Genomic DNA, 24,879 nt, shown 5'->3' on the forward strand with positions numbered 1-24,879 from the left:
CTGTCCCGGCCAGCGGGCTCCGCCGTCCGTCGGCACCGCTGACCAGGACCCGCGCCGACGTCACGGTGATGCGCAGAACGCGGAAGCGGCTCCGCCCGACCAGCGCCGACTGCCCGCGGCTGCGTCCGCGCCCGCCGTTGGACGGGCGGCGGCAGGTTTCCATGCCTGCCCGACGCGTACGTCAGGCGACCGTCAGTAGACGGTAAGGGCGCTGGGCAGGCTCGATCCAACCGACCGACCGACAGCGGAGGATTGCGATGGATCACCTACAACGCGACGCGGCCGCTCGCCACGGCAGACAGCCCGGACCGGAGCGGGTGTCCACACCCTGGCTCGCCCTGCTGGCCGGCCCGCTGTCGTACGGGATCTCCGCGCCGGCCCTGGTCCTCGACGACCTGGCGCGGGCGATGGGGACCGGGAAAGAGGCAGCGGCCGCCGGCGTGACGGCCTTCGGCTGGGGGATCGCGCTGGGAACACCACTGTTGGCGGCGTTGCTGGCGCGCCGCGGCGTACGGGCGGTCCTGACCGTCGCGACCGCGTTGGTGGGCGCGGGGACGGTCCTCCTCGTGCTGAGTTCGAGCGTACCGGTGTTGGTGGCCGGTGCGGCGGTGCAGGCGCTGGGGTCTGCCGGGCTCACAGTGACGGCCATGAAACTGGCCGGCTCGGCTCGGCGGATGGGGGTGGTTGCCGCGTCGCTGGCGGTCGTCGGTGCCACCGGTCCGCTGACCGGCGCGCTGGTGGCCGACTCCTTCTCCTGGCAGGCGGCGCTGGCGTTGCCACTGCTGGCGGTGGTCGCCGTGCCGGCGGCTCGCCGCGGCGCGTCACCGCCGGACGCGGTACCGGCGTCGTTCGATCCCCTCGGCACGGCTCTCCTCGCCATGCTGGTCACCGCGGCGGTTCTCACTCCGCACCGGCCGCTGGTGGCCGGCCCGGCCACCGTCGCGCTGCTGTTGTTGCTCGTGGTCCGGACGAAGGTGCGCCCCGACGGTTTCCCGCCCGTCGCGGTGGCACGTAACGGCAGGTTCCTCGCGGCGTGCGCGTTGGCCTTCGGACTGGCTGTGGCGAACTTCGCCGTGCTCTACGCCGCGCCGGATCTGCTGCGAGAGCACGCGGGATGGGACGGCACCCTGAGCGGAGTCGTGCTGCTGGCGCCGTACCTGCTCGGCGGCTTCGGATCGGGATTCCTGGTGGCGGCGTCCGTGCGGGTGCCGCACCGGGTGGTGGCCGCCGCGTTGCTCGCCGCCGGCGCCGCCGCGCCGTTGCTGGCGGCGGTCACCACCGTCGTACCGCTACTGCTCGCGGCGATGGCGCTCGGCTCCCTGGCCGCCGCGACCGGCCAAGGCGTGCTCGCCCTGCGAGCGGCCGGCGTCGTGCCCGCCTCGCACGAGGCCGAAGCCCTGGGGTTGTTCAACCTCGCCTACCTGCTCAGCGTCGCGTTCGGACCGGCGATCGCCGTGACGCTGTCACTCTGACCGGTGCAGAGCCGGCGGCGCGGCGACCAGGTCTCGTGCCGACCGTTCGCCGTCGCTATCAGGATCGATAGCGGGCCGTACGATCTGACCTGAGCTGCCAACGCCGCTGGCCGCGCCCGTAGAGGCTGCGCAGGTCGCGCCAGGCCCGGTCCGGTCGAACCGGGAACGCAACAGCCCCCGCCGCCCTACTTGCGTCACCGCGCCTTCGGTACGGAAGAATGCCGTCATGACCGAGGATCGGGAGTTCCGCTCGGACTCCAAACTGGACACCACGGTTCCGCACTCGGCGCGGATCTGGAACTACTGGCTCGGCGGCAAGGACAACTTCGCGGTCGATCGGGCCGTCGGCGATGAGGTGATCGCACACATCCCGGACATCCCCGTCGGGGCCAGGTCCGAGCGCGCGTTCCTCAAGCGCGTGGTCAGGTTCCTGGTCGAGGATGCCGGCATCCGACAGTTCCTCGACGTCGGCACCGGGCTCCCCTCGGCGGAGAACACCCACGAGGTCGCGCAAGCTCTCGACCCAGGCTGCCGGGTCGTCTACATCGACAACGACCCCCTCGTCATGGTGCATGCGCGTGCGCTCCTGAACAGCGCACCGGAAGGCATCTGCGACTACGTCGAGGCCGATCTGCGGCAGCCGGACACGATACTCGCGTCGGCGCGGCAGACGCTCGACTTCTCGCAGCCGATCGGGCTCATGCTCCTCGGCGTCGTCAACCACCTCATGGACGACGACGTGGCGTACGGCTCCGTCGCGCAGCTGGTGCGGGCGATGCCCGCCGGCAGCTACCTGGTGCTCACCCACTCCACCGCGGAGATCCACGGCGAGCCGATGCTGCGCGTGATGCGGGAAACCACCGAGCGCGGCGGCACGCCGATCCGCGCCAGGACGAAGGTGGAGCTCGAACGCTTCTTCGACGGGTTGGATCTTTTGGAGCCCGGCGTCGTCACGTGCTCGCGGTGGCGCCCCGACCCGGAGTCCGACGAGCCGGAGGTCTACCTCTTCGGCGGCGTCGGCCGCATCGGCTGAGCTGAGACCCCGACGCCGGCCAGCCACGAGGGCAACCTATTCGCGGGTACGGAGGTGAACGCTGGCACCGACCCTCCTGTCGCCGCTACGGCTGAAGTACTGGGTCCCGCGGCCGGACGGGGCGCGGCGAGCGGCGGATCTCGCCAGGTCCGACCCGGTGGCCGGACTCCGGAGCGGGTCTTGTCCCCCGTGCGAGCTACCCGCAAGTGTCCACCGCACGGGGACGATTGTGGCGGCGCAACTCCATAGGTTTCTTCGTGTCCGCGGCGCTCCGGTCGCGGTCTGCGAAGGAGTCATCATGCGCTTCGTCAAACAGCTTCTCGCCGTCGCCGCCGTCGCCCTCGTCGGTGTGCAGAGCGTCGCCGCCGTCGAGGGCAACTCTTTCCTCACCTTGGTTATCGGCGCTGTGACGGCGGTGCTGTGTGTGGTCGTCTACCGGTGGGTCGTGCGGCGCACCGAGCGCCGCGAGCCGACCGAGCTCGGCCAGGACGGCTGGGGCGGGAAGCTGGGCCGCGGAACACTCATCGGCTTCGCCATGTTCGCGGCCGTCATCGCCAACATCGCGTTCCTCGGCGGTTACCACGTCGAGGGCTGGGGTTCGCCGACGCGAGCGCTGGGTCTGCTCGGGTTCATGGCGGCCGCCGCCGTCACCGAGGAGCTGCTGTTCCGGGGAGTGCTGTTCCGGATCATCGAGGAGCGTACCGGCACCTGGATCGCCCTCGCCCTGACCGGCGTGGTGTTCGGCGCGATCCACCTGGTGAACCCGGACGCCACCCTGTGGGGGGCGACCGCCATCGCCATCGAGGCCGGGTTCATGCTGGCCGCCTGCTACGCCGCCACCCGGAACCTGTGGGTCCCGATCGGCCTGCACTTCGGCTGGAATTTCGCCGCCGGCGGCATCTTCAGCGTCGCGGTTTCCGGCAACGGCGAGTCGAAGGGGCTGCTCGAAGCCTCGACGTCGGGGCCGGTCGCGCTGAGCGGTGGCGCCTTCGGGCCGGAGGGCAGCCTGTACGCGGTGCTGGCCGGCGTGGTGCTGACCGTGGTATTCCTGTGGCTGGCCAAGCGCCGCGGGCACATCGTCCCGCGCCGCCACCGCACGGCGCCGGCCCCGGCAACCGCTACAGTCACCCGGTGATCAAGCTCCGGAGGCTCCCGGATCTGTGGCGGCAGTGGCCGACCACGGTCCGGGATCTCCCGTTCGCCCTGGCCCTCGCCCTCGCGACGGTGGTCCCGGCTCTGGAGCGGCAGGGTACGCAGCTCGGCGAACTCCCGGACCGCCCGTACGACGCGCTGACCGTCGGTGTCGTCGCCCTGGAGTGCCTGCCGCTGGCCGTACGCCGTCGGTGGCCGGCCGTCTGCCTCGCGCTGGTGTCGCTCGGCTTCGCGATCGACCAGCTCCGCGGCTACCACACCATCGCGGGTACGGGACTGGCCATCGCGCTCATCAGCGCCGGCGCTTACCTGGAACGGCGCCGCTGGGTCGTCGCGGCTCTCGCCTCGGCAGCGTACGTGCCCCTGGCGATCTCCCTCGACCGGCTCGGCTCGGGTGAGGGCGTCACCGGGTTCACCACCTTCTACCTGCTGCTGGCACTCGCGTGGGGCATCGGGGCGTGGCTGCGCCAGAACCGGGCCGCCGAGGCGGAACGCCGCCGCCATGTCGAGGAGGCCACCCGTACGGCGGAGCGCACCCGCATCGCCCGGGAGCTGCACGACGTCGTCACCCACCACGTGACGGCGATGGTCGTGCAGGCAGAGGCGGCGCGCTACCTGACCGGCGCCCCGGACAAACTGGAGCAGACCTTGACCGCGATCACCGGCACCGGCCGCCGGGCCGTCGGCGACCTGCGGCAGCTGCTCGACCTGCTCAACCCCGATCACCACACCGACGAACCGCGTACGCCCCCCGTCGGTGACCTGGACGCCCTCGTCGACCAGACCCGGCAGGCCGGGCAGCCGGTCGAGTTTGTCCGGGAGGGTACGCCGGCGGCGGTGACCGGCAGCGCCGAGGTGGCGACCTACCGGGTGGTGCAGGAGGCGCTGACGAACGCGCTGAAGTACGCGCACGGCAGCCGGACCAGGGTTCACGTCCGCCACGGGGAAGGGGAGACGACCGTGGAGATCAGCACCGAAGGCTCCGGATCCGGCGGCGCGTCCCCGGGCGGCAGCGGACGCGGCGGCGCCTTCCCGGGCGGCAGCGGACGCGGCCTCGCCGGGCTCCGCGAGCGGGTCACCGTCATCGGTGGCGACTTCAGCGCGGGCGCGCAGGCCGGCGGCGGTTTCCTCGTGCGGGCCCGGATCCCGGCCGGAAACCCGTCGTGACCGGGCCGATCCGGGTACTGGTCTGCGACGACCAGGAGCTGATCCGCGCCGGCTTCGCGACGATCATCGACGCCCAGCCCGACATGGAGATCGTCGGCGAGTGCGGCGACGGGCGTGCGGCGGTCGGCCTGGCCGCTCGGCTCCGGCCGGACGTGGTGGTGATGGACGTCCGGATGCCGGTGCTCGACGGCATCGAGGCGACCCGCCTGCTGGCCGGCGCCGGGGTCCCCGAGCCGGTGAAGGTGCTCGTGGTGACGACGTTCAACCTCGACGAGTACGTCTACGAGGCGCTGCGCGCGGGCGCCAGCGGCTTCCTGCTCAAGGACGCCCCACCGGCGCAGCTGCTCAACGGCATCCGCACGGTCGCGACGGGCTCGGCGCTGCTGGCCCCGGAGGTGACCCGGCAGCTGGTGGGCCGCTACGCGGCGCGCATCCGCCCGGCCGAGGGCGCTCCGGACGGCGGCGCGCTGACCCCGCGCGAGCTGGAGGTGCTCCGCCTCATCGCGGAGGGCCTGTCCAACAGCGAGATCGCCGCGGCACTCGTGATCAGCCAGGAGACGGTCAAGACGTACGTGTCCCGCATCCTCACCAAGCTTGACCTGCGCGACCGGGTCCAGGCCGTGGTGTACGCGTACCGCCGGGGCCTGGTGACCTGAGCCGGCCCGCTACTCCTCGCGGTGTCCGTGCACACGAGCACCACGACGCCGGGCGTGGCGGGGCCGGTTGCGGTCGGCGCTGGCGATACCGCCGTCGCGGCAGTCCCCGGGCCGGGCGCTACCGGAGACTCTGTCGCCGTGGTACGTGCCTTCGAAGGCGGCGGTGGCCTCCAGGCGATCGTTGCCGCCGAGGATAATTTCCTGCGGGTCTTCAGTACAGGGATGTTGGTGGACGGTGTGGATCAGCGGGCCGATCCGTCTGCGATCATGCTTCGCCATGGACTACTACGGACGGTTGCGCCACGAGGCAATGGAGCGGGGCATCCCGGTGGCCCAGGTCAGCAAGCTCGCCGATCACCTTCGATTCGCGATCTGGGTGGGTGCCGGCAGTGACTGGGACGGAGATGTCGTCGGGCAGAGCGGTGGGCTGCCCCGGCTACCGGCGGGCGCGGAGTGGCCGTCCAACGGCGAGAATCCGTTGCCCTTCGTCGCTTCCCTCGACTGCGCGGCGCTTCCGAAGATCGAGAAGCTCCCCTTGCCGGTGGACGGCTCGCTGCTCCTCTTCCTGGATCATGAGGGCGCCTTCGACGCCATGTGCAGCGGCCACGACGAAAAGTACGCGCGGATCCTGTACGTCCCCGCAGGCACCGAGACGGTCCCGCCGCCGTCGTCTGGCCGCGATATCCCGGACCCCGAACCGGAGCGCCGGCTTTTTGCCAAGGTCGAGCCGCAGTTTCCGAACTGGCTCGAGCCTGATGACGAGGAGGTCGACCTCCTTGAAGGCGCGTCTGAAATCGCAAGGCAGCTCGCCAGTGAGTTGACCCACGCCGACGAACTCATCGCACTGACCTACGAGCTCTGGCCGGCGGAGACTCGCGGAGGGGAACTCTGCGTCGGCGGCTACACCTGGACAATCGGAGGCTCCGAGTCCCCCGAGATGCAGATGGCGCGTGAACGACTCGGGATCCGACTGAAGACCGGACCGGACCTTCCGCGCTCCGACAGGTGGCACTGGCTCGAGGAAGAGGAATTCAGGTTCACGCAGGAATGGGTGCCACTCGTCCAGTTCGCCACGGAATCGGACCTCCACTACGGACGCTTTCTTATCAGCTTTGCCGACCTGGCCGCTGGCCGCTTCGACAAGATGCGCTCGTTCCCCGGATTCACCGAATAGGCCCGGGGCCGGCACCGACATCCGAAGAGTAGATCGTGGGCCGTCGTCGACTTACCACTCTGGACATCCAGGTGTCGACCGTGACGGGTCACGCCGACATTTTCGTCTCGGTGCCTGGTCGTCGTTCTGCATGGACGGCGTCCGGCCCGGGTTCACCGATGTCGTTGCCTGCGGCGGGCCCTGCGGCTGTCCGGTGCACCGCCGAACCTTGGATCAACGGCGTGAAAGCCTCCCGCAGACTCGGTGCGGTTCGCGACGAAGGTGGAGACGGCTCGCACCATGCTCGCCCGAGCCTTCGATGCTGGGGCGCCGGTGGGCTGGGTGACGATGGACGAGGCGTATGGCCAGTCGAAGTCGCTGCGGGTGTGGCTGAAAGAGCGGGACATACCGCATGTGGTCGCGACCCGCCGCAACGACGACCTGGCCACCACCAGCATGGGACGCGCTCGTACCGACCAACTCATCGCCGCCCTACCCGCCCAGGCATGGTGTCGGCTGGGTGCTCACGGGCCACGCGAGTACTGGTGGGCGCGGGTGCCGATCCGGGTGCCCGCCTGGTGGAGACCCGGCCGTGGGCACTGGCTCCTCGCCCGACGCAGCATCACCACCGGACAGATCGCCTACTACGTCTGCTACGGTCCCCGCCGCACCCGCCTGGTCGACCTCGCCCGGGTCGCCGGCGTCCGGTGGGCGGTCGAGGAATGCTTCCAGCAGGCGAAGAACGAGGCCGGTCTGGACGAGTACCAGGTTCGGGACCGGCGGGCCTGGTACGCCCACATCACCCTCGCGATGGCCGCCTACGCCTGGCTGGTCGTGGCCCGATCCCCTGCCGTAAAAGGGGAACCGCCGCCAGCAACGGCATGATGATCGGCTACACCGTACCCGAGATCCGACGACTGCTCACCGCACTGACCGTGCGACGACCCCGCCCAGCAGGGCAGGTGCGGGCTTGGTCCCGATGGCGCCGACGACGCCAGTACCAGGCACGACTCTGCCACTACCGACGACACGGCTACCCCTGACACTGCCGTTGCAGTACTGACCGTCTGTCGCCCGGACGGGAATCAACTGCTTCCTCTCCTTGGCTGGCTCATCCGGCCAGGTCGCCTCGATCCGCTGCTGAAGTGCCGTCCGGGCGTTCATGAACCTGTCTATCGGAGCGGGCACTAGCCTGTTCGCCTACCAGGCGCGGTCTGGCCGGTGGGGCCGGAATCAGGCGGCGCGCCGCGTTGATCCTCTGCTAACGTTGCCTCCGTGGGCACGCTGATTCTTTAGTACGGGACACCGCGTCGAGGGTTCTCCGCGGTGGGTCCTATGCGCGTTGTGCAGGCATGTCGCCGGCCGCGCGAGGTTCCCGTACGTTCACGCGCTCGCAGGAGCGCGGATTCTGCGGTGCCTATGTGCGCCGTGGGGAGGAACTCCCGTGACCCATACCCCGCAGTCCCTGTCCCAGGTGTCCGCGTCGCGCCCGCATCGGGTGTGCGTCATTCGTGGCGGAGCCGTGAGGTTCGCCGTACGCACCGTGCTGGCCGGGGTCGACCTCGTCGTCGGCCCCACCGAGCGAATCGCGGTGGTCGGCGACAACGGTGCCGGCAAGTCCACGCTTCTGCGAGTGCTCGCGGGAACGGTACGGCTGACAGCCGGCGACCGCGAAGTCGAACTGCCCGGTGGCATAGCGATCGCCGAACAACAACCGCGATTCACCCCCAGCGCCACCGTTGCGGCCGCGCTTGACGACCTGCTCGCCGACATTCGCGGGCTGCAGGACGAGATCCAGCGGACCGCGGATCGGCTGGGGCACGTCGGCCCCGACGAGCAGGCTGTGCTGCTCGCGGGTTTGAGCGCGGCGATTGACCGGTTCGAAGCCCGTGACGGGTATCAGCTTGATCAGAAGGTGGACGTGGGGCTCGAAAGGCTGGGATTGGGCGGTCTCGATCGATCCCGGCTGGTGAGCACGCTGTCCGGCGGCGAGAAGGCGAGGCTGGCGCTCGCGGCGGCGCTGGCGTCCGAGGCGGACTTGCTGCTGCTCGACGAGCCGACCAACGATCTCGATGGCGCCGGTATCGCATGGCTGGAGGAGCGCCTGGCAGCACACCGTGGGGCGCTGATTGTGGTCACCCATGATCGTGCGCTGCTGGACCGTTTCGCGACCGACATCGTGCATGTCGAGGGTGGCGCGTTGCGCCGATACGGCGACGGTTACGCCGGGTATCTCACCGCACGTGAGAGTGAACGGCGGCGGCTGCTGACCGAGTACGAGGCGTGGCGGCACGACCTTGCACGCCAGGAGGCTCTCGTCGCCGCCAACGCCTTCCGGCTCGACGCGATCCCGCGGAAGCTGGACAGATCGCTGTTCGGCCACGCCGCCTTCCGGGCACGCGGCCGAGATCACGGGGCGATGGGACGCATCCGGATGGCGAAGGAGCGAGTAGCTCGGCTGCGCGCAGTCCCCGCCCCGCGGCCCGCCGATCCGCTGCGGTTCACGCCGGCCTTCACCGAGCCCGCGTCCGCCGATGCGGATTCCCTGATCCGCGCGGACGGTGTCCACCTCGGAGCAGACGGGTCGGCGCCGAGGCTCTTGCTGGAGTCGCTCGAGGTGTCGGTCGGTGACCGGCTGCTGATCTCGGGGCCCAACGGGGCGGGCAAGACCACGCTGCTGCGCGTTTTGGCGGGCGAACTCGCACCCCAGCGCGGGACCGTCCGGCACCGACCCGGTATTCGTGTTGCATGGTTGCGGCAGGACATCACGACCGGTTCGCCCGCGACACTGCTCGAGGTCTTCGCCGCTGCTACCGCCGCCTATCAGGAGGACGCTGCGGACACACTGCTGCGCCTCGGATTGTTCCACCCTGACGACCTGGGCCGGCCGGTGGCGCACCTGTCGGTCGGGCAGCGTCGGCGCCTCGAAGTCGCTCTCGCCGTCACGCGACCCAGCGATCTTCTGCTGCTGGACGAGCCCACGAACCACCTGGCTCCCGAACTGCTTGAGCAACTCCAGCAAGCGCTGCTCACCTACCCCGGCGCCGTCCTCACCGTCACCCACGATCGGCGGTGGCGCGAGCGAGCGGATACCGCGGCCTCAACGGCGCAGATCCACGTGGCCCCCGGCGGCTTCGTCAGCCTTTCCGGATCGGAAAGCCTACAGCAGGCAACCCTCACCGACGGTCATCGGGATTTGGCCAATGTGGCGCGGCATCCAAAGCCTGATCTGAACCCTCAAACGGTCCTCCAAGAGCGTGTTGAGAAGTGATCTCGCTTGTCGTTGGCGTGGTCGGCAGCGAGGTCTATGTCGATCGGTGGGCTTGGCAGATCGTTGCGAGGTGCTGGTTTCGGACTGTGATGAGCTCGGTCATGTATCGGTCGAGTAGCAGGGCTTCGGTGAGCCGGCCGAGTAGACCGTACGGTGCGGCGAAGTCGATGACGTCGCGCATGAGCGTCGCGTCGTCGGTCTGTGGTTCGAAGTAGTGGGCATGCCACCACACGGCGAACGGTCCGGAGATCTGTTCATCGACGAAGTACCTTGGCCGGGTATAGGCGGTGATCCGTGAGGTCATTCTCCAAGATCGGCCCAGGTGTCGTGCCTGCCAGGTCACCTCGTCGCCGAGCTTCAGCTGTCCGGTGGTCACGCCGCCGATGGCCCGTTCACCGCTGACTGCCATGGAGGCGGTGTGGACATCGACGGCAAGCGAGGTGTCGAACACGAGCTCGGCTGGACCGCGCCCCATTCACGCCCGTCGCCCGAAACCACCCCAACCCTGCCAATCAGATGCCCTCTTCTAAACACCGCTTCGCACCGTGTACTCAGGGTGAGGCGCCTTGCCTGTCCTCACCCTGAGCCCGGCGGAGTATCACTCCCTCCACTGCTGCGCCGGGGATACACCGGGCAGCGGCTTGCCGATGAGGGCCAGCGGGATGAAGAAGCTGACCTGGCCGATGGCCATGATCAGCGTGGCGAGGGCTTTGTCGTCGTAGTATCGGCTCGCTTCGGCGTACAGGTCGTCACTGACGCGTTCACCGGTCGGGTTGGCGGTGAGGACGGCTTCGACCAGCATCAGCGCGATGCGTTCGGCGTCGGTGAAGGAGGAAGCGTCGCGCCAGGACGCTACAGCGGCGATGCGGTCCTCGGGTTCGCCGGCCTTGCGGAGGTTGCCGGTGTGCAGGCTGGTCAGGTAGTCGTTGCCGACGATCTGTCCGGCGCGCAGCTGGAGCAGGCTGATGGTGGTCTGCGGCACGGAACCGTTGCCGGTGGCCTTGAACAGGGCGCCGCCGATCTCGCCCAGCTCGGGGACGAGTCGCATGGGGTTCGGCAGACGTGACTGGAGTTCGCGCATGGTGGCGTACCTTTCTGAATCTTGGTGGTCTCTCATCGCTCTGACGGATCCGGCGTGGCGAAGGTGACCGCCTGCAGGCGGCCCGGCTCGCGCATCGGCAGCAGGACGGTGGCGAGGATGGCGGTCAGGTAGAACGCGCCCGCGCCGAGCATGCCGGCGGTGTAGCCGCCGGTGAGCGCCTCGGGCAGGGGCGTGCCGGGTGGCTGGTTCGTGGTGGCGATGCTCGCCAGGACGGCCAGTCCTACGGCGCCGCCGATCTGCTGGCTGGTGTTGACCAGCCCGGAGGCGATGCCTGAGTCCTGGGGTGCGACGCCGTGCACGCCGCCGATGGTGGCGGCGACGAAGCCGATCCCCAGGCCGATGCCGCCGAGCAGTTGTGCGGGCAGCAGCACGAGCACAGCGTTCTGGTCCGGGGTAAGCAGGCTGAACCAGCCCATCGCCGCGGCGGCCACCGCCATGCCGATCGCGAGGATGTTGCGGGTGCTGGTGCGGGCCTGCAGTGCCGGGCCGATGAGTCCGGAGCCGATGCCGACACCGATCGCGAACGGCAGGTACGCCAGCCCGGTGATCATCGGCGAGTACTGCTTGATCGTTTGCATGTACAGGGTGAGGAAGTAGAAGGTGGCCAGTTGCCCGGCGCCCATCAGCAGCATCACCAGGTTGACGCCGAGCCGGTCGCGGTCACTGAGTACCCGGCGCGGCAGCATCGGGCTGCGGGCGCCGTGCTGGATCAACACGAACGCGGTGAGCAGCGCGACGGCGGTCGCGGCGAAGGTCACGGTGAGGCGGTCGCCGAGGCCGTGGGATCCGGCGCGGTTGATGGCGTAGACCAGCGACCCGAGGCCGACGGTGACGGTGGTCGCTCCGGGCAGGTCGATCCCGCCGCGTTCGCGGGTGCCGGGTACCACGGCGGTGGTGCCGGCTAGGACCAGCAGGACGATCGGGATGTTGATGAACATGATCCATCGCCAGCCCAGGTATTCGGTGAGGGCGCCGCCGAGCAGCAGGCCGACCACCGAGCCGAGGCCGCCCATCGCCCCGTACACGCCCAGTGCCTTGTTGCGTTGCGGCCCGGCGGGGAACGTGTCGGCCAGCAGTGACAACGCTGCCGGGGCGACGATCGCGGCGCCGACGCCCTGCAGGACCCGGGCGGCGATCAGGACGCCGCCGTTGCCGGCCAGGCCACCTAGTAGTGAGGCGGCCAGGAAGACCAGCAGGCCGATGCGGAGCATTCTGCGGCGGCCGAACAGGTCGCCGGTGCGGCCGCCGGCCAGCAGCAGGCCGCCGAAGGCCAGGGCGTAGGCGGTGAGAACCCAGTCCAGGTCGGCCTCGGCGATCTTGAGTCCGTTGCCGATCACCGGCAGGCCGACGGTCACGATGGTGCCGTCCATCACCATCAGCAGTTGCGCGGCGGCGATCACCAGCAGTGCCGGGCCGCTTCGTTCACGATGTCCGGTGTACGAGGTCATGTGTGCGTTCCTCAGTCGCTCGTGGCGGCGTGGTGGACGGCGGCGGCGAGCCGGTCGTGTTCGGGATAGGACCAGCCGAACCCGAACTGGCGCCGGGTGTAGCCGAACGCGATGCCGCTGTGTGGGTCGGCGAACGACTCGGAGCCGGCCGAGCCGTCGTGTCCGAACGCGTTCGCGCTGAGGAACGGGTAGCGCAGGCCCTTGGCTTGGAATCCGAGCGCGTAGTTGCCCTGCTTTCCCCGGACCAGGTCGCCGCCGGTGGAATGCAGCATGGCGAACTTCCCGATGGTGTCGGGCGTGAGCAGCGAGGGCCGGCCGTTGCAGCCCCAGACGGCCGCGGCGTACAGGCCCGCCAGACCGCGTGCGCTGCCCACTCCACCGGCGGAGGACGGGCCGTTCCCGCGTACCGCACGGGTGTTGGCGAAGGCCACCTGGTCCAGCGGCGGCGTGCTGTTGAGCCCGTAGCCGATGCCGGTGATGCTGTGCGGGCCGGGCACGTTCGCCCAGAACGCCGCTTCCTGCTCCGGTGTGGCCGACCACCACTGAATCGGCAGGAACCGCTCCTCCTGCGCCTCCGGCAACCCCAGATAAAGATCCAATGCGTACGGGACACGGACGCGCTCCTCGTACATCTGCTGCAGCGACTGACCGGTCGCCCGCCGAACCACCTCGGCGATCACGGCGAACGTGACGAAACCGCCGTAGCCGTACGCCGAACCCGGCTTCCAGTACGGCCGCTGCCCGGCCAGCCGGCGGGCGGTCATCGCGTCGTCGGCCAGTTCCGCGGCGGTCAGCCCGCCGTCGACGCCGATCACACCTGAACGGTGGGTGAGTACGTCGCGTACCGTGATCGCGTCCTTGCCGGCGGCGGCGAACTCGGGCCAGTACCCGGCCACCGGCCGATCGACCTCGACGATCCCCTCCTGCGCCAGCAACGCCACCACCACCGTCGCGGCGCCCTTCGTGGACGAGTAGACCCCCGTCAGCGTGTCACCGCTGACCTGCGGCCCCGCCCACAGGTCGACGGCCAGTCGGCCGCCCGCATAGGCGGCGAGCTGCGACCCCACCTGGCCGCCCTGCTCGGCGACCACCGCCGCGTACTCCTCGCGGACCTGGGCGAATCCTTCCGCGACATAGCCGTACACTTCCGGATGACTCATGATCAGCAACCTCTCGTTCGAATGATCGCCGTCATGACGGATCCCGATCGGTGATGGTGACCGGTCACCTTTTCGCGGACTGCCGCGTCAGCGGTACGACGCAGTCGAGGAGAGGGAAACTTCACCGTGAACGCCGACAACTTTCTGGCCGTGCAGTTCCAGGGCCATCGTCCCCATCTGAAGGCGGTCGCCTACCGCATGCTCGGCTCGCTGACCGACGCCGAAGACGCGGTGCAGGAGGCCTGGCTGCGCCTGGCTCGCGCCGACGCCGACGACATCGACAACCTCGCCGGCTGGCTGACCACGGTGGTGGGCCGGGTGTGTCTGGACATGCTTCGCGCACGCAAAGCACGCCGTGAAGAGCCGATAGAGGATCGGCTACCGGATCCGGTGGTCAGCCGGGAAACCGGCGCCGACCCGGAGCAGCAGGCGCTGCTGGCCGACTCGGTAGGACTGGCCCTGCTCGTGGTGCTGGAGTCGCTGACGCCGGCCGAACGGCTGGCGTTCGTGCTGCACGACATGTTCGGCCTGCCGTTCGAGCAGATCGCCCCGATCGTGGACCGCACACCCGTGGCCGCCAAGAAACTCGCCAGCCGTGCACGCCAACGGGTCCGCGGCGCGACCCCGAGCCCGGATCCTGATCTGACCGGTCAGCGTCGCGTGGTGGACGCCTTCCTGACCGCCGCCCGCGGCGGCGACTTCGACGCGCTGCTGGCCATCCTCGACCCGGACGTGGTGCTGCGCGCCGACGGCGGCGTACTCAACGGCGGCATGAAGATCATCCGTGGTGCCGCAGCCGTGGCCGGCCAACTCGCCACCTTCCAGCGCATGGCCACCACCTCGCACACGCGTCCGGCCCTCATCAACGGGATCGCCGGCCTGGTCAACACCGTCGACGACCGACTCATCTCGGTGATGAGCTTCACCGTCGCCGACGGCAGCCTCGCCGCGATCGACATCCTGTCCGACCCCGACCGGCTCGCCCAACTCGATCTCACCAAACTGCAGTCGTGAATCCCGCCATCCGTCTTTCATCGGCAACAAGATCCTAATTCGCTCGTCGACGGCTCCTGGCCCGCAGGATGGTAAAACGGACGGGCACAGCCACCCGCGAAGATCGGGTGCTCGCTCATCGACTAGCAGCGGGTACGCGATCACGACGGTGCGTATGCCATCCGATTACAGCACGTCGCGCTGGACATGGAATTTCGATCATGAGGGTGGGGCCAAGGGGGCCGTTGCGTTCTCGAGTCGGTAGACATGTCGAACCGCGGATCCCGGTCGGGATTCAGATCGTTTGGGCGAGTTCAGTGAACGTTGCGGCGACGCAGAGCGTCGGTGGCGCTTCGTGTCCGAGTTCGTAGTGTCCGCGTCGCAGGTCTTGCATGAAGGCGTGTCCGGCGATGATCAGCAACCGGCAACGCAACAGAGCCCGCTCGGGCCCAGAGGACCGCTGCGGAACCACCTGCATAATCATGTGCTCCTAGTTTGCTCCCAACGTAAGGAGCGACCACAAAATGACTCGTTACCGATGATTTGGTAACGGACCATTTGACCCACTTATACAGCTAGTGGGCGATACTGGGTTTGAACCAGTGACCTCTTCCGTGTCAAGGAACGCCCCGCAACCCTTTGACCAGCAACGACGTGACCGACCGTGGATTGGGCAGAGACGATACCCGCAGGCCAGGCCAGTTGAGCGCGGCTCAGCGCCACTGGGAGCGCGCCACCGCTCCCAACCTGCTCTCCGTAACGGTGATCGGACCCGAGCACCAACGATGGCAATCCTCGCCAGCGTGATCGACCCGTCCCACGTCAGCGCCTACGACCGGATACTCGAACTGCAGAGGCCCAGCTCGCCCCAGGCCCAGCGTATTACGATGTGTTACCGTGATGAGGTGCCGGAGCGGGAGTACGTATGGACGGACGAGGGCCTGGCCAACGCACGCCGCAACGGCATCGGCGTGGACGAGACGACCCAGGCGCTGTACGCCCCGCTGGGCCTACGCTACGAACGCGCCCTCGGGGACCTACTGCTCATCGTCATGGGCATGGCCGATAGCGGTCGAGTCATCGCCACGCTGTGCGACCGCATCGGCGCCACCCAGACATACAAGATCATAGGAGCCCGTGCCCTCCAGGGCACAGACCTCGACGAGTGGAGGAGGCGAGTCCTGTGACCGAGCCGAACTTCGACCAGATGACCAAAGACGAGGTCATCGCATGGTTCCAGAACACCGAGAGTCTGGCACCGGTCATCAGGTCCATGACCGAAGCGCCCGCGTCCGCAGCCGTACCCGAGACACCCATGATGCTGGTCAGCATCCGGCTACCCGTCGCACTTGTGGGACAGCTCGACCACCTCGCCGACCAAGCCGGCACCCGCCGATCCGACATCATCCGTGATGCCCTGACCAGATACATCACCGCTCGCACAACACCCGTCAGCCAAGACGAAGCCGAACACGCCCTTGACGTGCTTCGCCGCATCGTGACCCTCCGCACCACCGAAAGCCAGGCCGACGCGGCATAGGGAACCTTGGGGCCTGATGTTCCCCGGGTTTCACGGAGTCGAAACCTGGGGGGAACACCTGCGGTGGACGTGTAACCGGCTACTCGCTGGAAGTCCATGCGGCCCGCCCGGCAGATGACCGTGGCCCAGTACTCATCAGGGCGCAGTCCGACGGGATTGCGGACCAGGCTGACTGTTATCGTCCGCCGCGTGAAGAGCGATGACGAGATCCTGGACATGGTTCGCCGAGACCCAGGGCTCGCCGAACTGCTGCGGGATGTTTGCGAGTTTGACCTCACACGCGGTGATCACGTCGAGTCTGTCCGGCTGTTGTCCAGGCAGGTCCTGGAGGGCATAGCAGGTGACTTCACTGGCGGCACGTTCTTCCTCTGTGGTGAGCGCCGCTCGATCCGTCCGGTCTTGTACGCCAGTTCGGAAGGGCAGGCCGGCCTTATCGGCCATAGCCTTGCCGAAGCCTTGGAGGTCATGATCGGGCTACCCTCCTGGTGGGACTGCCTGAAATTCTCCGGCGGCGGGGATCTGGTGACCATGCAGTCCGCGGCTGACCACCTGCAGCGCGACGAGTTCAGAGACCAGCCGGAGCTTGGCGCTAAGCGGATCCAACTCGCGAGAGCACTGTCGTTGGACCTGGCGACTGTCCCGCTGCTGCTGGCCCGCTTGCGTGATGCGGTGGCCGGGAGCGAACCTAACTTCCTTCTAACCATCGAGACTGGTGAGGAGTACGAGTCGCTGTTCGGGCCGTGGTCGCCGAGCCGCAATCCCTCCTGGGTTGAGATTCCTCCGTCCCGCCCAGAACGCCAAGATCAGGAGTGCCGACCTGCCGCAGGCCGTTAGGCTGCGCTGCGTGCCCTACGTGCCGGATCTTGGTGTGGTGTTGACGGCGTCGTATCGGGTGGAGCGAGATGGCATCGCCTACCACGTCGAGCCGTGCGAGCTTGGGCCGGTGGTACTGCCAACGGGCAACGTGGTGGCGTGCGATCCGCTGGTGGCGCACACCACGCCGTTCGTCGACGCGGTGGCACCGGGCCGCTACCAGCTGCGGGCCTGGATAGCCGTGTTACACAGGGACGGATGCGAATGGCAGCGACGGATCACCGCCCTGCAGTTGGTGGTGGTCGACGAGCCGGCGGCGACCTGGAGCATGGCGCTACTACCGGGCCAGGACGTGGCCACACTCGATGCCGAGGACTTCTTCGGCTACGCGGTCGATGCGGGCACCGGGACGCTGGCCGACCAACTCGCCATCGAGGCGCTCAGCCAGTGGGACTGCGAGAGGCTGGACGAGGTATTCATCCCGGCGCAGGTCCCGGAGGGTCTGCTGCACTGACAGGTGACATCTGATCTGGCTTGCCCTCTGGGCGGCCTGGAAGGATGCCACCGTGCCCAAGCCCTACCCTCAGGAGTTCCGCGACGACGTCGTGCGGGTCGCCCGTGACCGCGACCCGGGCGTGACCGTCGGGCAGATCGCCAAGGACTTCGGGGTCCACCCGATGACGTTGTTCAAGTGGCTGCGTGCCGCCGATGTCGAGGGCGGCACCAAGCCGGGCGTGAGCCGCAGCGAGTCGGCGGAGCTGCGGGAGTTGCGGCGCCGTAACAAGTTGTTGGAGCAGGAGAACGAGGTCCTGCGTCGGGCTGCGGCCTACTTGTCGCAGGCGAACCTGCCGGGAAAAGGATCTACCCGCTCGTGAGCGAGCTGGCCGCCGACGGGATCCCCCTCGCGGTGACGTGCCGGGTGCTGAAGATCGCTCGCCAGCCCTACTACCGGTGGCTGGCCCAACCCGTCACCGACGCCGAGGTGACCGAGGCGTACCGAGCGAACGCGCTGGTCGACGCCCACCGCGACGACCCCGAGTTCGGCTACCGGTTCCTGGCCGACGAGGCCCGCGCGGGTGGGCAGGCGATGGCGGAGCGGACCGCGTGGCGGATCTGCTCCGGTAACGGCTGGTTCAGCGCATTCGGCAAGCGTAAGCGGCGCGGCACGGGCGGCAAGGCAGGTCCGCCGGTACACGACGACCTCGTACGCCGCGACTTCACCGCCGACGGGCCGAACCGGCTCTGGCTTGCCGACATCACCGAACACCGCACCGGTGAAGGCAAGCTCTACCTCTGCGCGATCAAGGACGCCTGGTCGAACCGGATCGTCGGCTACTCCATCGACAGCAGGATGAAGTCGCGGCTGGCCGTGGCTGCGTTGCACAACGCCGCCGCGAGGCGTGGTGACCTGGCCGGTTGCATCCTGCACACCGACCGAGGGTCGCAATTTCGCTCCAGGAAGGTGTGCCGGACCTTGGCCCGGCACCGGATGGTCGGCTCGATGGGCCGCGTCGGCGCCGCGGGCGACAACGCCGCCATGGAGTCGTTCTTCGGCCTGCTGCAGAACAACGTCCTCGACCGGCGCACCTGGCGGACACGGGAGCAGCTGCGCATCGCGATCGTGAACTGGATCGAGCGCACCTACCACCGCCGTCGACGACAGCGGTCACTGTCCCGGTTGACCCCTGTTGAGTTCGAGACCATCATGACCCCACCGGCCAGTCAGGCGGCGTGACTTGAGCTGTCACCTAACGGTGCAGCAGACCCCCTAACGGTGCAGCAGACCCATTCCCTAGTGGAATCATCCTCACAGTGAGGCGTAGCGGCCCAGCTGGACATGGGCGTGGTGGCGCCGCGACCGAGCCCGGCACCACCCGTATCAGAGCCCGCGACGTTTAGCTAGGCGGCACGCCATCGCCGCCGGATGTCCGTCGCTGACGACTTGCACACCATCAGCTTTCCCGTGGACGTGCGACCGAGCGCACCGCTGGGCGAACAGAACGCCCCTGGTCTGACGCCGATCCGGACCGCCGGAGACGGCTTCCTGGTCGTATTCTTCGGCTTCGGTCTGGCCGTGGTCATTCGCGGAGTCGGCTTGCTGGTGGTCCTCGCCGGGACCGGTGCGGCGGTGGCGGGCCGCGTCGGAGTTGCTGTTGCGCCGCCGGTCGGGCTGGTCGTGGCGTGTTGGGTTGCGCCGGTAGCGACGCCGTGTGCCCCCGACGGCTGGCCACTCGTTGGCGTGTCGTCGCTGAGGGCGCTGTCGATCGCCCCGATGGCGCTGAGACCGCCGCAGCAGATGAGGAGTACGAAGACGGCGAATCCGGCTCCGCTGCTTGCGAAGTTCTTCTTGGTCACTTGTTGGAGTGTGGCGGCCACGTTGATCGACGGGTACCGGATGATCAGCTTCGGAGCGGTCGGCCGGTTATCGACGCATACGGGTTGATCGGCTCGTGACGGTCGGCTGTCAGTCTGTCGCCCGGTTGGCGGTCAACTCCTCGTCCGGCCAGGTGGCCTCGATCCGTTGGCGAAGTTCGTGCATTTGTGGTGTCTGTCGAGGGATCGGCCCGCCCCGACCGCCGCCAAGCGTCTACGGCACCGATCTCATCGCGATGCGCGACGTCGCCCTCGAGCGCCTACTGCCGATCGGGACGGCGACCATAGGGATGTCGTTCGACGGCAACGCGGACCTCAACGCCGATGCCGACCTCATCGTCGGCGGCGTCCTGGCCGACTCAAGTCCAGCCAGGGCCGCAAGCCCCGCGCCGACGGTGCCGGAACCAACGGAACCCCACCGGCGAGGACACGCCCGCCGCCGCAGCCGCGTCCTCGGTCATCACACCGGAACAGATCGCAGCCCAGAACTTGACCCGGTCCTCACGCCACGCCACCGTCGGCCGTCCCGGCGAAGGAATCTGTCCCCGATACTCCCGAACCCGCCGCTGCCCCGGCCCAACACCCATCGCTCCACCTCTCCGACAAGGTGTTGCGACGACCGGTTGAATCCGCCCTGGACTCCGTGATCCGAGTGAATGATCGTGCCCGGCTGCGGTTGGCGGTTGCTGATCGCCATGCCCAGCGCGTTGGTGACCAGGGTGGCGGTCTGCGTAGCGTCGATTGACCAGCCGACGACCTTCCGCGAGTAGGTGTCCAGCACGACCGCGCAGTAGACCTTGCCCTCCCTGGTCGGGTGTTCGGTGATGTCGGTAACCCACAGCCGGTTGGGCTCACCACGGGTGAAGTCGCGGTTGACCAGGTCGGCCGCGGTCGGGGTCTGGTGCTTCGGTCGGGGGCGCCGTCGGTGGGGCAGGCCTTTGATCCCGGCCCGGCGCATCAGCATCTCCACCGCGTTGTGGCCGACGACGATGCCCTGCCCGAGTCGCAGCTCCGCGTGGACCCGGCCGGCGCCGTACACGCCTCGAGACGCGGCGTGGATCGCCCGGACCGTTCGGTCAGCCAGGCGTGCCGCAACGCCCGTGCCGATGGCGGTCGGTCGAGCCAGGCGAAATAGCCCGACACGGACACCCTCAAGACCCGGCAGCCCACGTTGACCGGCAGGCCCTCAGCGGCCATCTGTTTGATGGCCGCGTACCGGCCTTTTGGGGGCACCGCCTCCTTGAGTAACTCGGCGGCACGACGGTGGACCGCGAGTTCGGTTTCCAACTCGGCGATACGACGCCGCGCGGCGACCAGCTCGACCTGGTCCCTCGACGTGATACCGGGTAGCTGCCCGGTGTCGATCAATTCCTGGCGACGCCAGGTATAGATGGTCTGGTCGCTGATCTGCAGGTCCCGGACCAGGTCGGCCACCGATCGGCCGGCCTTCAGTAGATCAAGGACCTTGCGACGGAACTCGGGTGGGTAACTCTTCGGCACGTCTCTCCTCAACGAGTGAAACGCACGAAAGTCAACCAAACCGACTCCACCAAACCCGGGGAACATCAACCGCTCCGTCAAAGCGGGGGAACTCACACGGCACCAAGGAGCACGGTCGTCGCACCGATCAGCGCTCGGGCGAGTTCTGCGCGCTCTCCAAACTCGGCCGGATCGGGCTTCCGGCGAACCAGGCGCTCGAGTCGTTCGTACGCCGCGATGGTACGCCGGGTCGTCTCGCTGAGGTCCACAGTTGGAATCGCTAGTGGGGTGGTGTCGAGCGTTCGCAGGAGCCAATCAAGCGCTGCGGTTCCGTCAGTGCGAGGGCGCTTCCAAGGTCGGATTGGCGCCGAACAGGAGCTGGTCGACCTTTGGGCCCTGGTCGGTGAGAAAGGTGAGGTACTTCAGGCTATACACGAGGAGGTCCACGACCGTGTCGATCAGGCTCTCGTCTCGACTCGCCTACGCGCCGTGACGGCAACATGAGCAAACCGGGACGAAGCTCTGAACCGGCAACGCTAAGCCGCTACTCTCCGTGATGCTCGCTCACGTGGCAACGCGCCGTTATACCTCACTCCAAGAAATATTTGTCGGCAGAGTTCCGGCAGCAACGAAACTGCATACCGCCTCCAGCGCATCACTACTGGATATAGCCTGCCATTCCGGAAACTCTGTCATTGAACCAAAATATACGAACCTGACGACGCCATCGTTGGGCCTCGGCCGACGGCCCTCACTGGCGAGATAGGGCGGCTTCTTGGATGCCGAAGTAAAGTTGAGGACCGACACTTCTCGTCCCAGAGCGATGCTTATGGTGTCGCCGTTTTCAATGGTCACATCAACAATAAATGGACGCGCTGCGGCATGGTTGGCTAACTCAATCAGCCTGCCTCTCAAGTCATCGGCGGAGACGACGGCCACCTCGCTGGCGCTGTCGCCCCACGTGATCGCTGCCATGGTTAAGCCCCCTCAGTCCGGAAGTCCAGTGAAGGTTCTATCGTACCCGTTCGGCCCATATACGCGGAGGGTGGCACCTTCCGGAAGCATATGCGGCAACATCGCTGCGCAGCCATTACCTGAACCGCACGGCACTCTGTTGATATACAGCTCAGCGTTCGGAATTCCATTTTGTCTCATTAGCGCAGCCGCATGCCCTTCAACATGACTCTTTACAAGACCATTGAAGCCAGGCGTGCCTTTAGGAAGGCTACTTGCAGGACCCGCAACTCCGCTGGCGAGGTCCCGCTCAATACCTCCGCGAGAAAAGATGCCCAACGTGTCTCCACCGTCCACGAAGGCAGGGAGCCGGTCACCCAGTCCACCCTGTGGGTGCCGACAATCTCATCCGTCCTGGTCACAGACATTTTCATGATCGAGGTGGAAGCCGCCGGTGGAGACGCGAAATCTCTTGGCTGGATCGCGATGTTCCGTCTGCGTCGAGCACTGCGCGACGATGAGGTGTGCTGTTTCGACTGGCGTACCTCGGCGTCACCAATGCGCTCGCCCTACTACGGCTGCTGCCGATGAGTGACCGCGACAAGGACACAGAGATCATCGCACTGCGGCACCAGATCATGGTCCTGCAACGACAACTGCACAGTGACCGGGTCCGGTTCACCCCAGCCGACCGGCGTGGCTGGCAGCCCTACTACACCCGCTACCGCGCGGCGTACTGAACCACCTGCGGCTACTGGTAAGCCCGGACACGGTCCTGCGCTGGCACCGGGATCTGACCGCTCGCCGGCACGCCCGGCGTTCCCGCCCCCACCAGGCCGGACGGCCACGAACCGTCCAGTCGGTCCGACGGCTGGTCCTGCGCCTGGCCCGGGAGAACAACACCTGGGGATACCGCAGGATCCACGGCGAACTGCTCGTACTGGGCGTCAAGGTCGCCGCGTCCACCGTCTGGGAGATCCTCCACCAAGCGGGTGTCGAACCGGCACCCGAACGCACCACCAGCACGTGGGCCACGTTCCTGCGCACCCAGGCACAGGCCGTCATCGCCGCCGACTTCTTCGAGACGACCACGCTGACCGGGGCCCGCCTCTACGTCCTCGCGGTCATCGACCATGCCACCCGCCGGGTCCGGATCCTCGGTGCGACTGCGCACCCGACCGCGGCGTGGGTAGCCCAGATCGCCCGCAACCTGGTCATGGACCTCGAAGACGCAGGCTGCCCGGTGAAGTACCTGATCCGCGACAGGGACGGCAAGTACCCGGCCGCGTTCGACACGATTCTCGCCAACGCCGCCATCACCGTGGTACACGCCGGCGTCCGGATACCCCGAATGAACGCGATCATGGAACGCTGGGTACGGACCAGCCGCCGCGAACTCCTCGACCGGACACTGATCCTCAACCAGCGGCACCTACTACATACGCTGCGCGAGTACGAGATCTTCTACAACGAGCACCGCCCGCATCAGGGCACCGCCAACGGCCGACCACTCACACCGCTACCCGAACCGATCACCGACCCGCACAGACTCGACCGCCTGAACATCCGTCGTCGTGACCGCCTCGGCGGCATCCTGCACGAGTACGAACATGCGGCCTGACCTGACCGGATGACATTTCCGGCAGGTACACCGTCGAGTAAGCCTGGCAGTACATGATGTAGCTGTTCATTGGCTGGGAGTATGACTTTCATGTCGTCGCCGACGCCCTGCCAGGGCAGATCATTCAGGTTCAACTTCAGCCGGCCAAGCGTACGGGGCAGGATATCAATGAGCCGCTGCTGGGCCAGCGCCCTGCCTGGACCGGAGCGAGGGGTGAAGCCGATGATGTCGACCGCGAAACATATCCGCAGGTCGAGCCGGTCGGCGATCTCCGGCTGTGGCGCCGGCTCCGCCGGCACAAGAACCGACCGCCCAGGCGCGGCCTCCGGCGACCTACGCTCGGCCTGCACGCGGTGGCGGTCCAGGTAATCCTCTCGGGTGTGGTGTTCAGGGAGCGGGCCATGGGGTGGAGCAGGGCCAGGACGGTGTACATCTGGCCGACGACCAGGACACTCAGCGAGGTCAGCAGCGCGATTGCCGCAGTGCCGCTGGCCCGGTCAGAAGGTGGGAGCGGTGCGTCGGTCTTGGCCGCGTACCGGGGGCGAGGGTGGGACGGGACATGCGGACTCCGGGGGCACGGGCCGGCCGATCGCACGAGGGAGGTGCGATCGGCCGGGGAAGGACTTGGGGTGGCGTGGTCAGCGGCGGGTGAAGCGGTATCCGGCGTGGTGCAGGCTGCCGTCCTGGAATTCGCCGAAGGCCCAGAACCCCAGGTCGTCGAGGTAGTCGATGCGGTTGCCGTTGATCCAGTAGCGGCCCTGGTAGGCGCTGGGGCGGTCCCCGCGTGCCTCGTCGTAACGCCCGTCGGGCAGCAGTTCCTGCCGCACGAAGTCGTTGTCGTCGACCCACATCCCCAGGAACGGGTGCGCCGGGTCGTGGACGGGCGCGCCCTCGGGGGCTGGCTCGGTGGTGCGGGCCGTATCGAGGGGGCGGCCGTCGTAGAGGCGGATCTTTCCGCCGGTGACCAGGACATCGAGGTGGGTGCCGCGGGCCGGCACCGCGCCGGCGGGTGTCCCGGGGGCGTCGGCCAAGCGCAGGACGGCGATGTCGGCGGCCTGGCCGGGGGTGAGGGTCGCACCGGCGCGCGGGGCGGTGAAGTCGGCGGACGCGGGCAGGACCAGGGTGCCCACGCAGTCGATGACGATCATGTTGTCGTCCCCGGCTGCGGTCAGCAGGCCGGGGCCGATACCCACGATCACGGTGCCGCCGATGAGGACGTCGGCTTCCTGCCAGTCGCCCAGCAGCGGATCGCCGGTGATCACGGTGCCGCCGGTCAGCAGCAGCGGGCGCCCTTGCGGGTCACGTAGGGCGTGCAGGACCTCGTCGTCGCGGCGCGGCGCTGGCCAGGGTGTGGTGGTCATGTCGGTATCTGCTTTCGTTTCGTCGGTGGTGCTGGGGTGAGGCCCTAACGGCGGTAAGCCCGGGGCTTCGGCTGGTCGCGGCCAGCGAGACGGTGCGTCAGGTACTCGACGTCTTCCGCATGCAGCACCGC

24 protein-coding genes and 4 pseudogenes are annotated in these 24,879 nt (G+C 68.1%); 17 read left to right on the forward strand and 11 right to left on the reverse strand.

Annotation, left to right across the window (positions count from 1 at the left end; all coding sequences use genetic code 11):
• The first annotated feature begins 317 nt into the window (after window positions 1-317).
• The 5 genes from C6361_RS29540 to C6361_RS29560 all read left to right on the forward strand — a co-directional run bounded on the left by C6361_RS29540 (window position 318) and on the right by C6361_RS29560 (window position 5,480).
• Complete coding sequence (locus C6361_RS29540; RefSeq protein ID WP_234359083.1) at window positions 318-1,472, forward strand: MFS transporter; 1,155 nt, start codon at window positions 318-320, stop codon at window positions 1,470-1,472.
• 226 nt (window positions 1,473-1,698) lie between these two features.
• On the forward strand, window positions 1,699-2,505 hold the full coding sequence (locus C6361_RS29545) for an SAM-dependent methyltransferase (RefSeq protein ID WP_107258780.1): 807 nt from the start codon (window positions 1,699-1,701) through the stop codon (window positions 2,503-2,505).
• Between the two features lie 298 nt (window positions 2,506-2,803).
• Window positions 2,804-3,640 (forward strand): CPBP family intramembrane glutamic endopeptidase, encoded by an 837-nt coding sequence (locus C6361_RS29550; protein ID WP_107269736.1) that lies wholly within the window; start codon window positions 2,804-2,806, stop codon window positions 3,638-3,640.
• Entirely contained in the window at window positions 3,637-4,824 is a 1,188-nt protein-coding gene (locus tag C6361_RS29555; protein WP_107269737.1) for a sensor histidine kinase, read from the forward strand. Before C6361_RS29550 ends, C6361_RS29555 begins: the two co-directional genes overlap by 4 nt.
• A complete protein-coding gene (locus tag C6361_RS29560) occupies window positions 4,821-5,480 on the forward strand; it encodes a response regulator transcription factor (protein ID WP_107269738.1) in 660 nt (219 codons plus the stop codon). The genes C6361_RS29555 and C6361_RS29560 overlap by 4 nt, the downstream gene beginning before the upstream one ends.
• A 9-nt stretch (window positions 5,481-5,489) precedes the next feature.
• Here the strand turns inward: C6361_RS29560 and C6361_RS29565 are convergent, their stop codons facing one another.
• On the reverse strand, window positions 5,490-5,759 hold the full coding sequence (locus C6361_RS29565) for a hypothetical protein (RefSeq protein WP_107258775.1): 270 nt from the start codon (window positions 5,757-5,759) through the stop codon (window positions 5,490-5,492).
• Between C6361_RS29565 and C6361_RS29570 the strand changes: the two genes are divergently transcribed.
• From C6361_RS29570 to C6361_RS29580, 3 genes and pseudogenes are all read left to right on the forward strand, one after another.
• Window positions 5,758-6,654, forward strand: coding sequence for a DUF1963 domain-containing protein (locus C6361_RS29570; protein WP_159079545.1), 897 nt, complete (start codon window positions 5,758-5,760; stop codon window positions 6,652-6,654). The two genes, C6361_RS29565 and C6361_RS29570, sit on opposite strands and share 2 nt — an antisense overlap.
• A gap of 237 nt (window positions 6,655-6,891) precedes the next feature.
• Window positions 6,892-7,518: pseudogene (locus C6361_RS29575) on the forward strand (transposase); the annotation flags it as partial.
• Between the two features lie 613 nt (window positions 7,519-8,131).
• Window positions 8,132-9,739: pseudogene (locus tag C6361_RS29580) on the forward strand (ABC-F family ATP-binding cassette domain-containing protein); the annotation flags it as partial.
• Between the two features lie 199 nt (window positions 9,740-9,938).
• On the opposite strand, the gene C6361_RS29585 reads toward C6361_RS29580, so the two are convergent.
• The 4 genes from C6361_RS29585 to C6361_RS29600 form a co-directional block, all read right to left on the reverse strand.
• Entirely contained in the window at window positions 9,939-10,355 is a 417-nt protein-coding gene (locus tag C6361_RS29585) for an SRPBCC family protein (protein WP_234359085.1), read from the reverse strand.
• Between the two features lie 147 nt (window positions 10,356-10,502).
• On the reverse strand, window positions 10,503-10,985 hold the full coding sequence (locus C6361_RS29590) for a carboxymuconolactone decarboxylase family protein (protein ID WP_107269740.1): 483 nt from the start codon (window positions 10,983-10,985) through the stop codon (window positions 10,503-10,505).
• 32 nt (window positions 10,986-11,017) lie between these two features.
• Entirely contained in the window at window positions 11,018-12,454 is a 1,437-nt protein-coding gene (locus C6361_RS29595; protein ID WP_107269741.1) for an MFS transporter, read from the reverse strand.
• Between the two features lie 11 nt (window positions 12,455-12,465).
• On the reverse strand, window positions 12,466-13,614 hold the full coding sequence (locus C6361_RS29600; protein ID WP_107269742.1) for a serine hydrolase domain-containing protein: 1,149 nt from the start codon (window positions 13,612-13,614) through the stop codon (window positions 12,466-12,468).
• Window positions 13,615-13,740: 126 nt separating this feature from the next.
• Between C6361_RS29600 and sigJ the strand changes: the two genes are divergently transcribed.
• The 7 genes from sigJ (at window position 13,741) to C6361_RS29635 (ending at window position 19,403) form a co-directional block, all read left to right on the forward strand.
• A complete protein-coding gene (sigJ, locus tag C6361_RS29605) occupies window positions 13,741-14,628 on the forward strand; it encodes an RNA polymerase sigma factor SigJ (protein ID WP_107269743.1) in 888 nt (295 codons plus the stop codon).
• 782 nt (window positions 14,629-15,410) lie between these two features.
• Window positions 15,411-15,794 (forward strand): hypothetical protein, encoded by a 384-nt coding sequence (locus C6361_RS29610; protein WP_159079546.1) that lies wholly within the window; start codon window positions 15,411-15,413, stop codon window positions 15,792-15,794.
• Complete coding sequence (locus C6361_RS37730) at window positions 15,791-16,147, forward strand: ribbon-helix-helix domain-containing protein (protein WP_199853116.1); 357 nt, start codon at window positions 15,791-15,793, stop codon at window positions 16,145-16,147. The genes C6361_RS29610 and C6361_RS37730 overlap by 4 nt, the downstream gene beginning before the upstream one ends.
• A gap of 189 nt (window positions 16,148-16,336) precedes the next feature.
• Window positions 16,337-16,981 (forward strand): hypothetical protein, encoded by a 645-nt coding sequence (locus tag C6361_RS29620; RefSeq protein ID WP_234359086.1) that lies wholly within the window; start codon window positions 16,337-16,339, stop codon window positions 16,979-16,981.
• Between the two features lie 10 nt (window positions 16,982-16,991).
• A complete protein-coding gene (locus tag C6361_RS29625) occupies window positions 16,992-17,474 on the forward strand; it encodes a DUF4241 domain-containing protein (RefSeq protein ID WP_107269745.1) in 483 nt (160 codons plus the stop codon).
• Window positions 17,475-17,526: 52 nt separating this feature from the next.
• Window positions 17,527-18,695 (forward strand): IS3 family transposase gene (locus C6361_RS29630; protein WP_107269746.1). Its coding sequence is split into 2 segments (ribosomal slippage): window positions 17,527-17,811 and window positions 17,814-18,695, totalling 1,167 coding nucleotides; the frame shifts between segments, so codons are not numbered across the junction.
• 189 nt (window positions 18,696-18,884) lie between these two features.
• Window positions 18,885-19,403, forward strand: coding sequence for a hypothetical protein (locus C6361_RS29635; protein ID WP_107269747.1), 519 nt, complete (start codon window positions 18,885-18,887; stop codon window positions 19,401-19,403).
• 325 nt (window positions 19,404-19,728) lie between these two features.
• On the opposite strand, the pseudogene C6361_RS29640 reads toward C6361_RS29635, so the two are convergent.
• The 5 genes and pseudogenes from C6361_RS29640 to C6361_RS39305 form a co-directional block, all read right to left on the reverse strand.
• A pseudogene (locus C6361_RS29640) lies at window positions 19,729-19,920 on the reverse strand (IS30 family transposase); the annotation flags it as partial.
• A gap of 59 nt (window positions 19,921-19,979) precedes the next feature.
• Window positions 19,980-20,372 (reverse strand): annotated as a pseudogene (locus C6361_RS38445) (DDE-type integrase/transposase/recombinase); the annotation flags it as partial.
• Entirely contained in the window at window positions 20,291-20,833 is a 543-nt protein-coding gene (locus C6361_RS37735) for a transposase (RefSeq protein ID WP_199853117.1), read from the reverse strand. The pseudogene C6361_RS38445 and the gene C6361_RS37735, both read right to left, overlap by 82 nt.
• Before the next feature lie 561 nt (window positions 20,834-21,394).
• Window positions 21,395-21,787 (reverse strand): Imm1 family immunity protein, encoded by a 393-nt coding sequence (locus C6361_RS29655; protein ID WP_107269749.1) that lies wholly within the window; start codon window positions 21,785-21,787, stop codon window positions 21,395-21,397.
• 12 nt (window positions 21,788-21,799) lie between these two features.
• Window positions 21,800-22,123: a DddA-like double-stranded DNA deaminase toxin gene (locus C6361_RS39305; RefSeq protein ID WP_369930683.1), complete on the reverse strand. Its 324-nt coding sequence runs from the start codon at window positions 22,121-22,123 to the stop codon at window positions 21,800-21,802.
• 167 nt (window positions 22,124-22,290) lie between these two features.
• Between C6361_RS39305 and C6361_RS37740 the strand changes: the two genes are divergently transcribed.
• Both C6361_RS37740 and C6361_RS37745 read left to right on the forward strand, forming a co-directional pair.
• Window positions 22,291-22,506 (forward strand): hypothetical protein, encoded by a 216-nt coding sequence (locus C6361_RS37740; RefSeq protein WP_234359087.1) that lies wholly within the window; start codon window positions 22,291-22,293, stop codon window positions 22,504-22,506.
• Between the two features lie 476 nt (window positions 22,507-22,982).
• Complete coding sequence (locus tag C6361_RS37745; RefSeq protein ID WP_234359088.1) at window positions 22,983-23,387, forward strand: transposase; 405 nt, start codon at window positions 22,983-22,985, stop codon at window positions 23,385-23,387.
• A 638-nt stretch (window positions 23,388-24,025) separates the two neighbouring features.
• Here the strand turns inward: C6361_RS37745 and C6361_RS38450 are convergent.
• Window positions 24,026-24,748: an Atu4866 domain-containing protein gene (locus C6361_RS38450; RefSeq protein WP_107269751.1), complete on the reverse strand. Its 723-nt coding sequence runs from the start codon at window positions 24,746-24,748 to the stop codon at window positions 24,026-24,028.
• Window positions 24,749-24,879: the final 131 nt, after the last annotated feature.

This window comes from Plantactinospora sp. BC1 (genome assembly GCF_003030345.1).
Classification (GTDB): domain Bacteria; phylum Actinomycetota; class Actinomycetes; order Mycobacteriales; family Micromonosporaceae; genus Plantactinospora.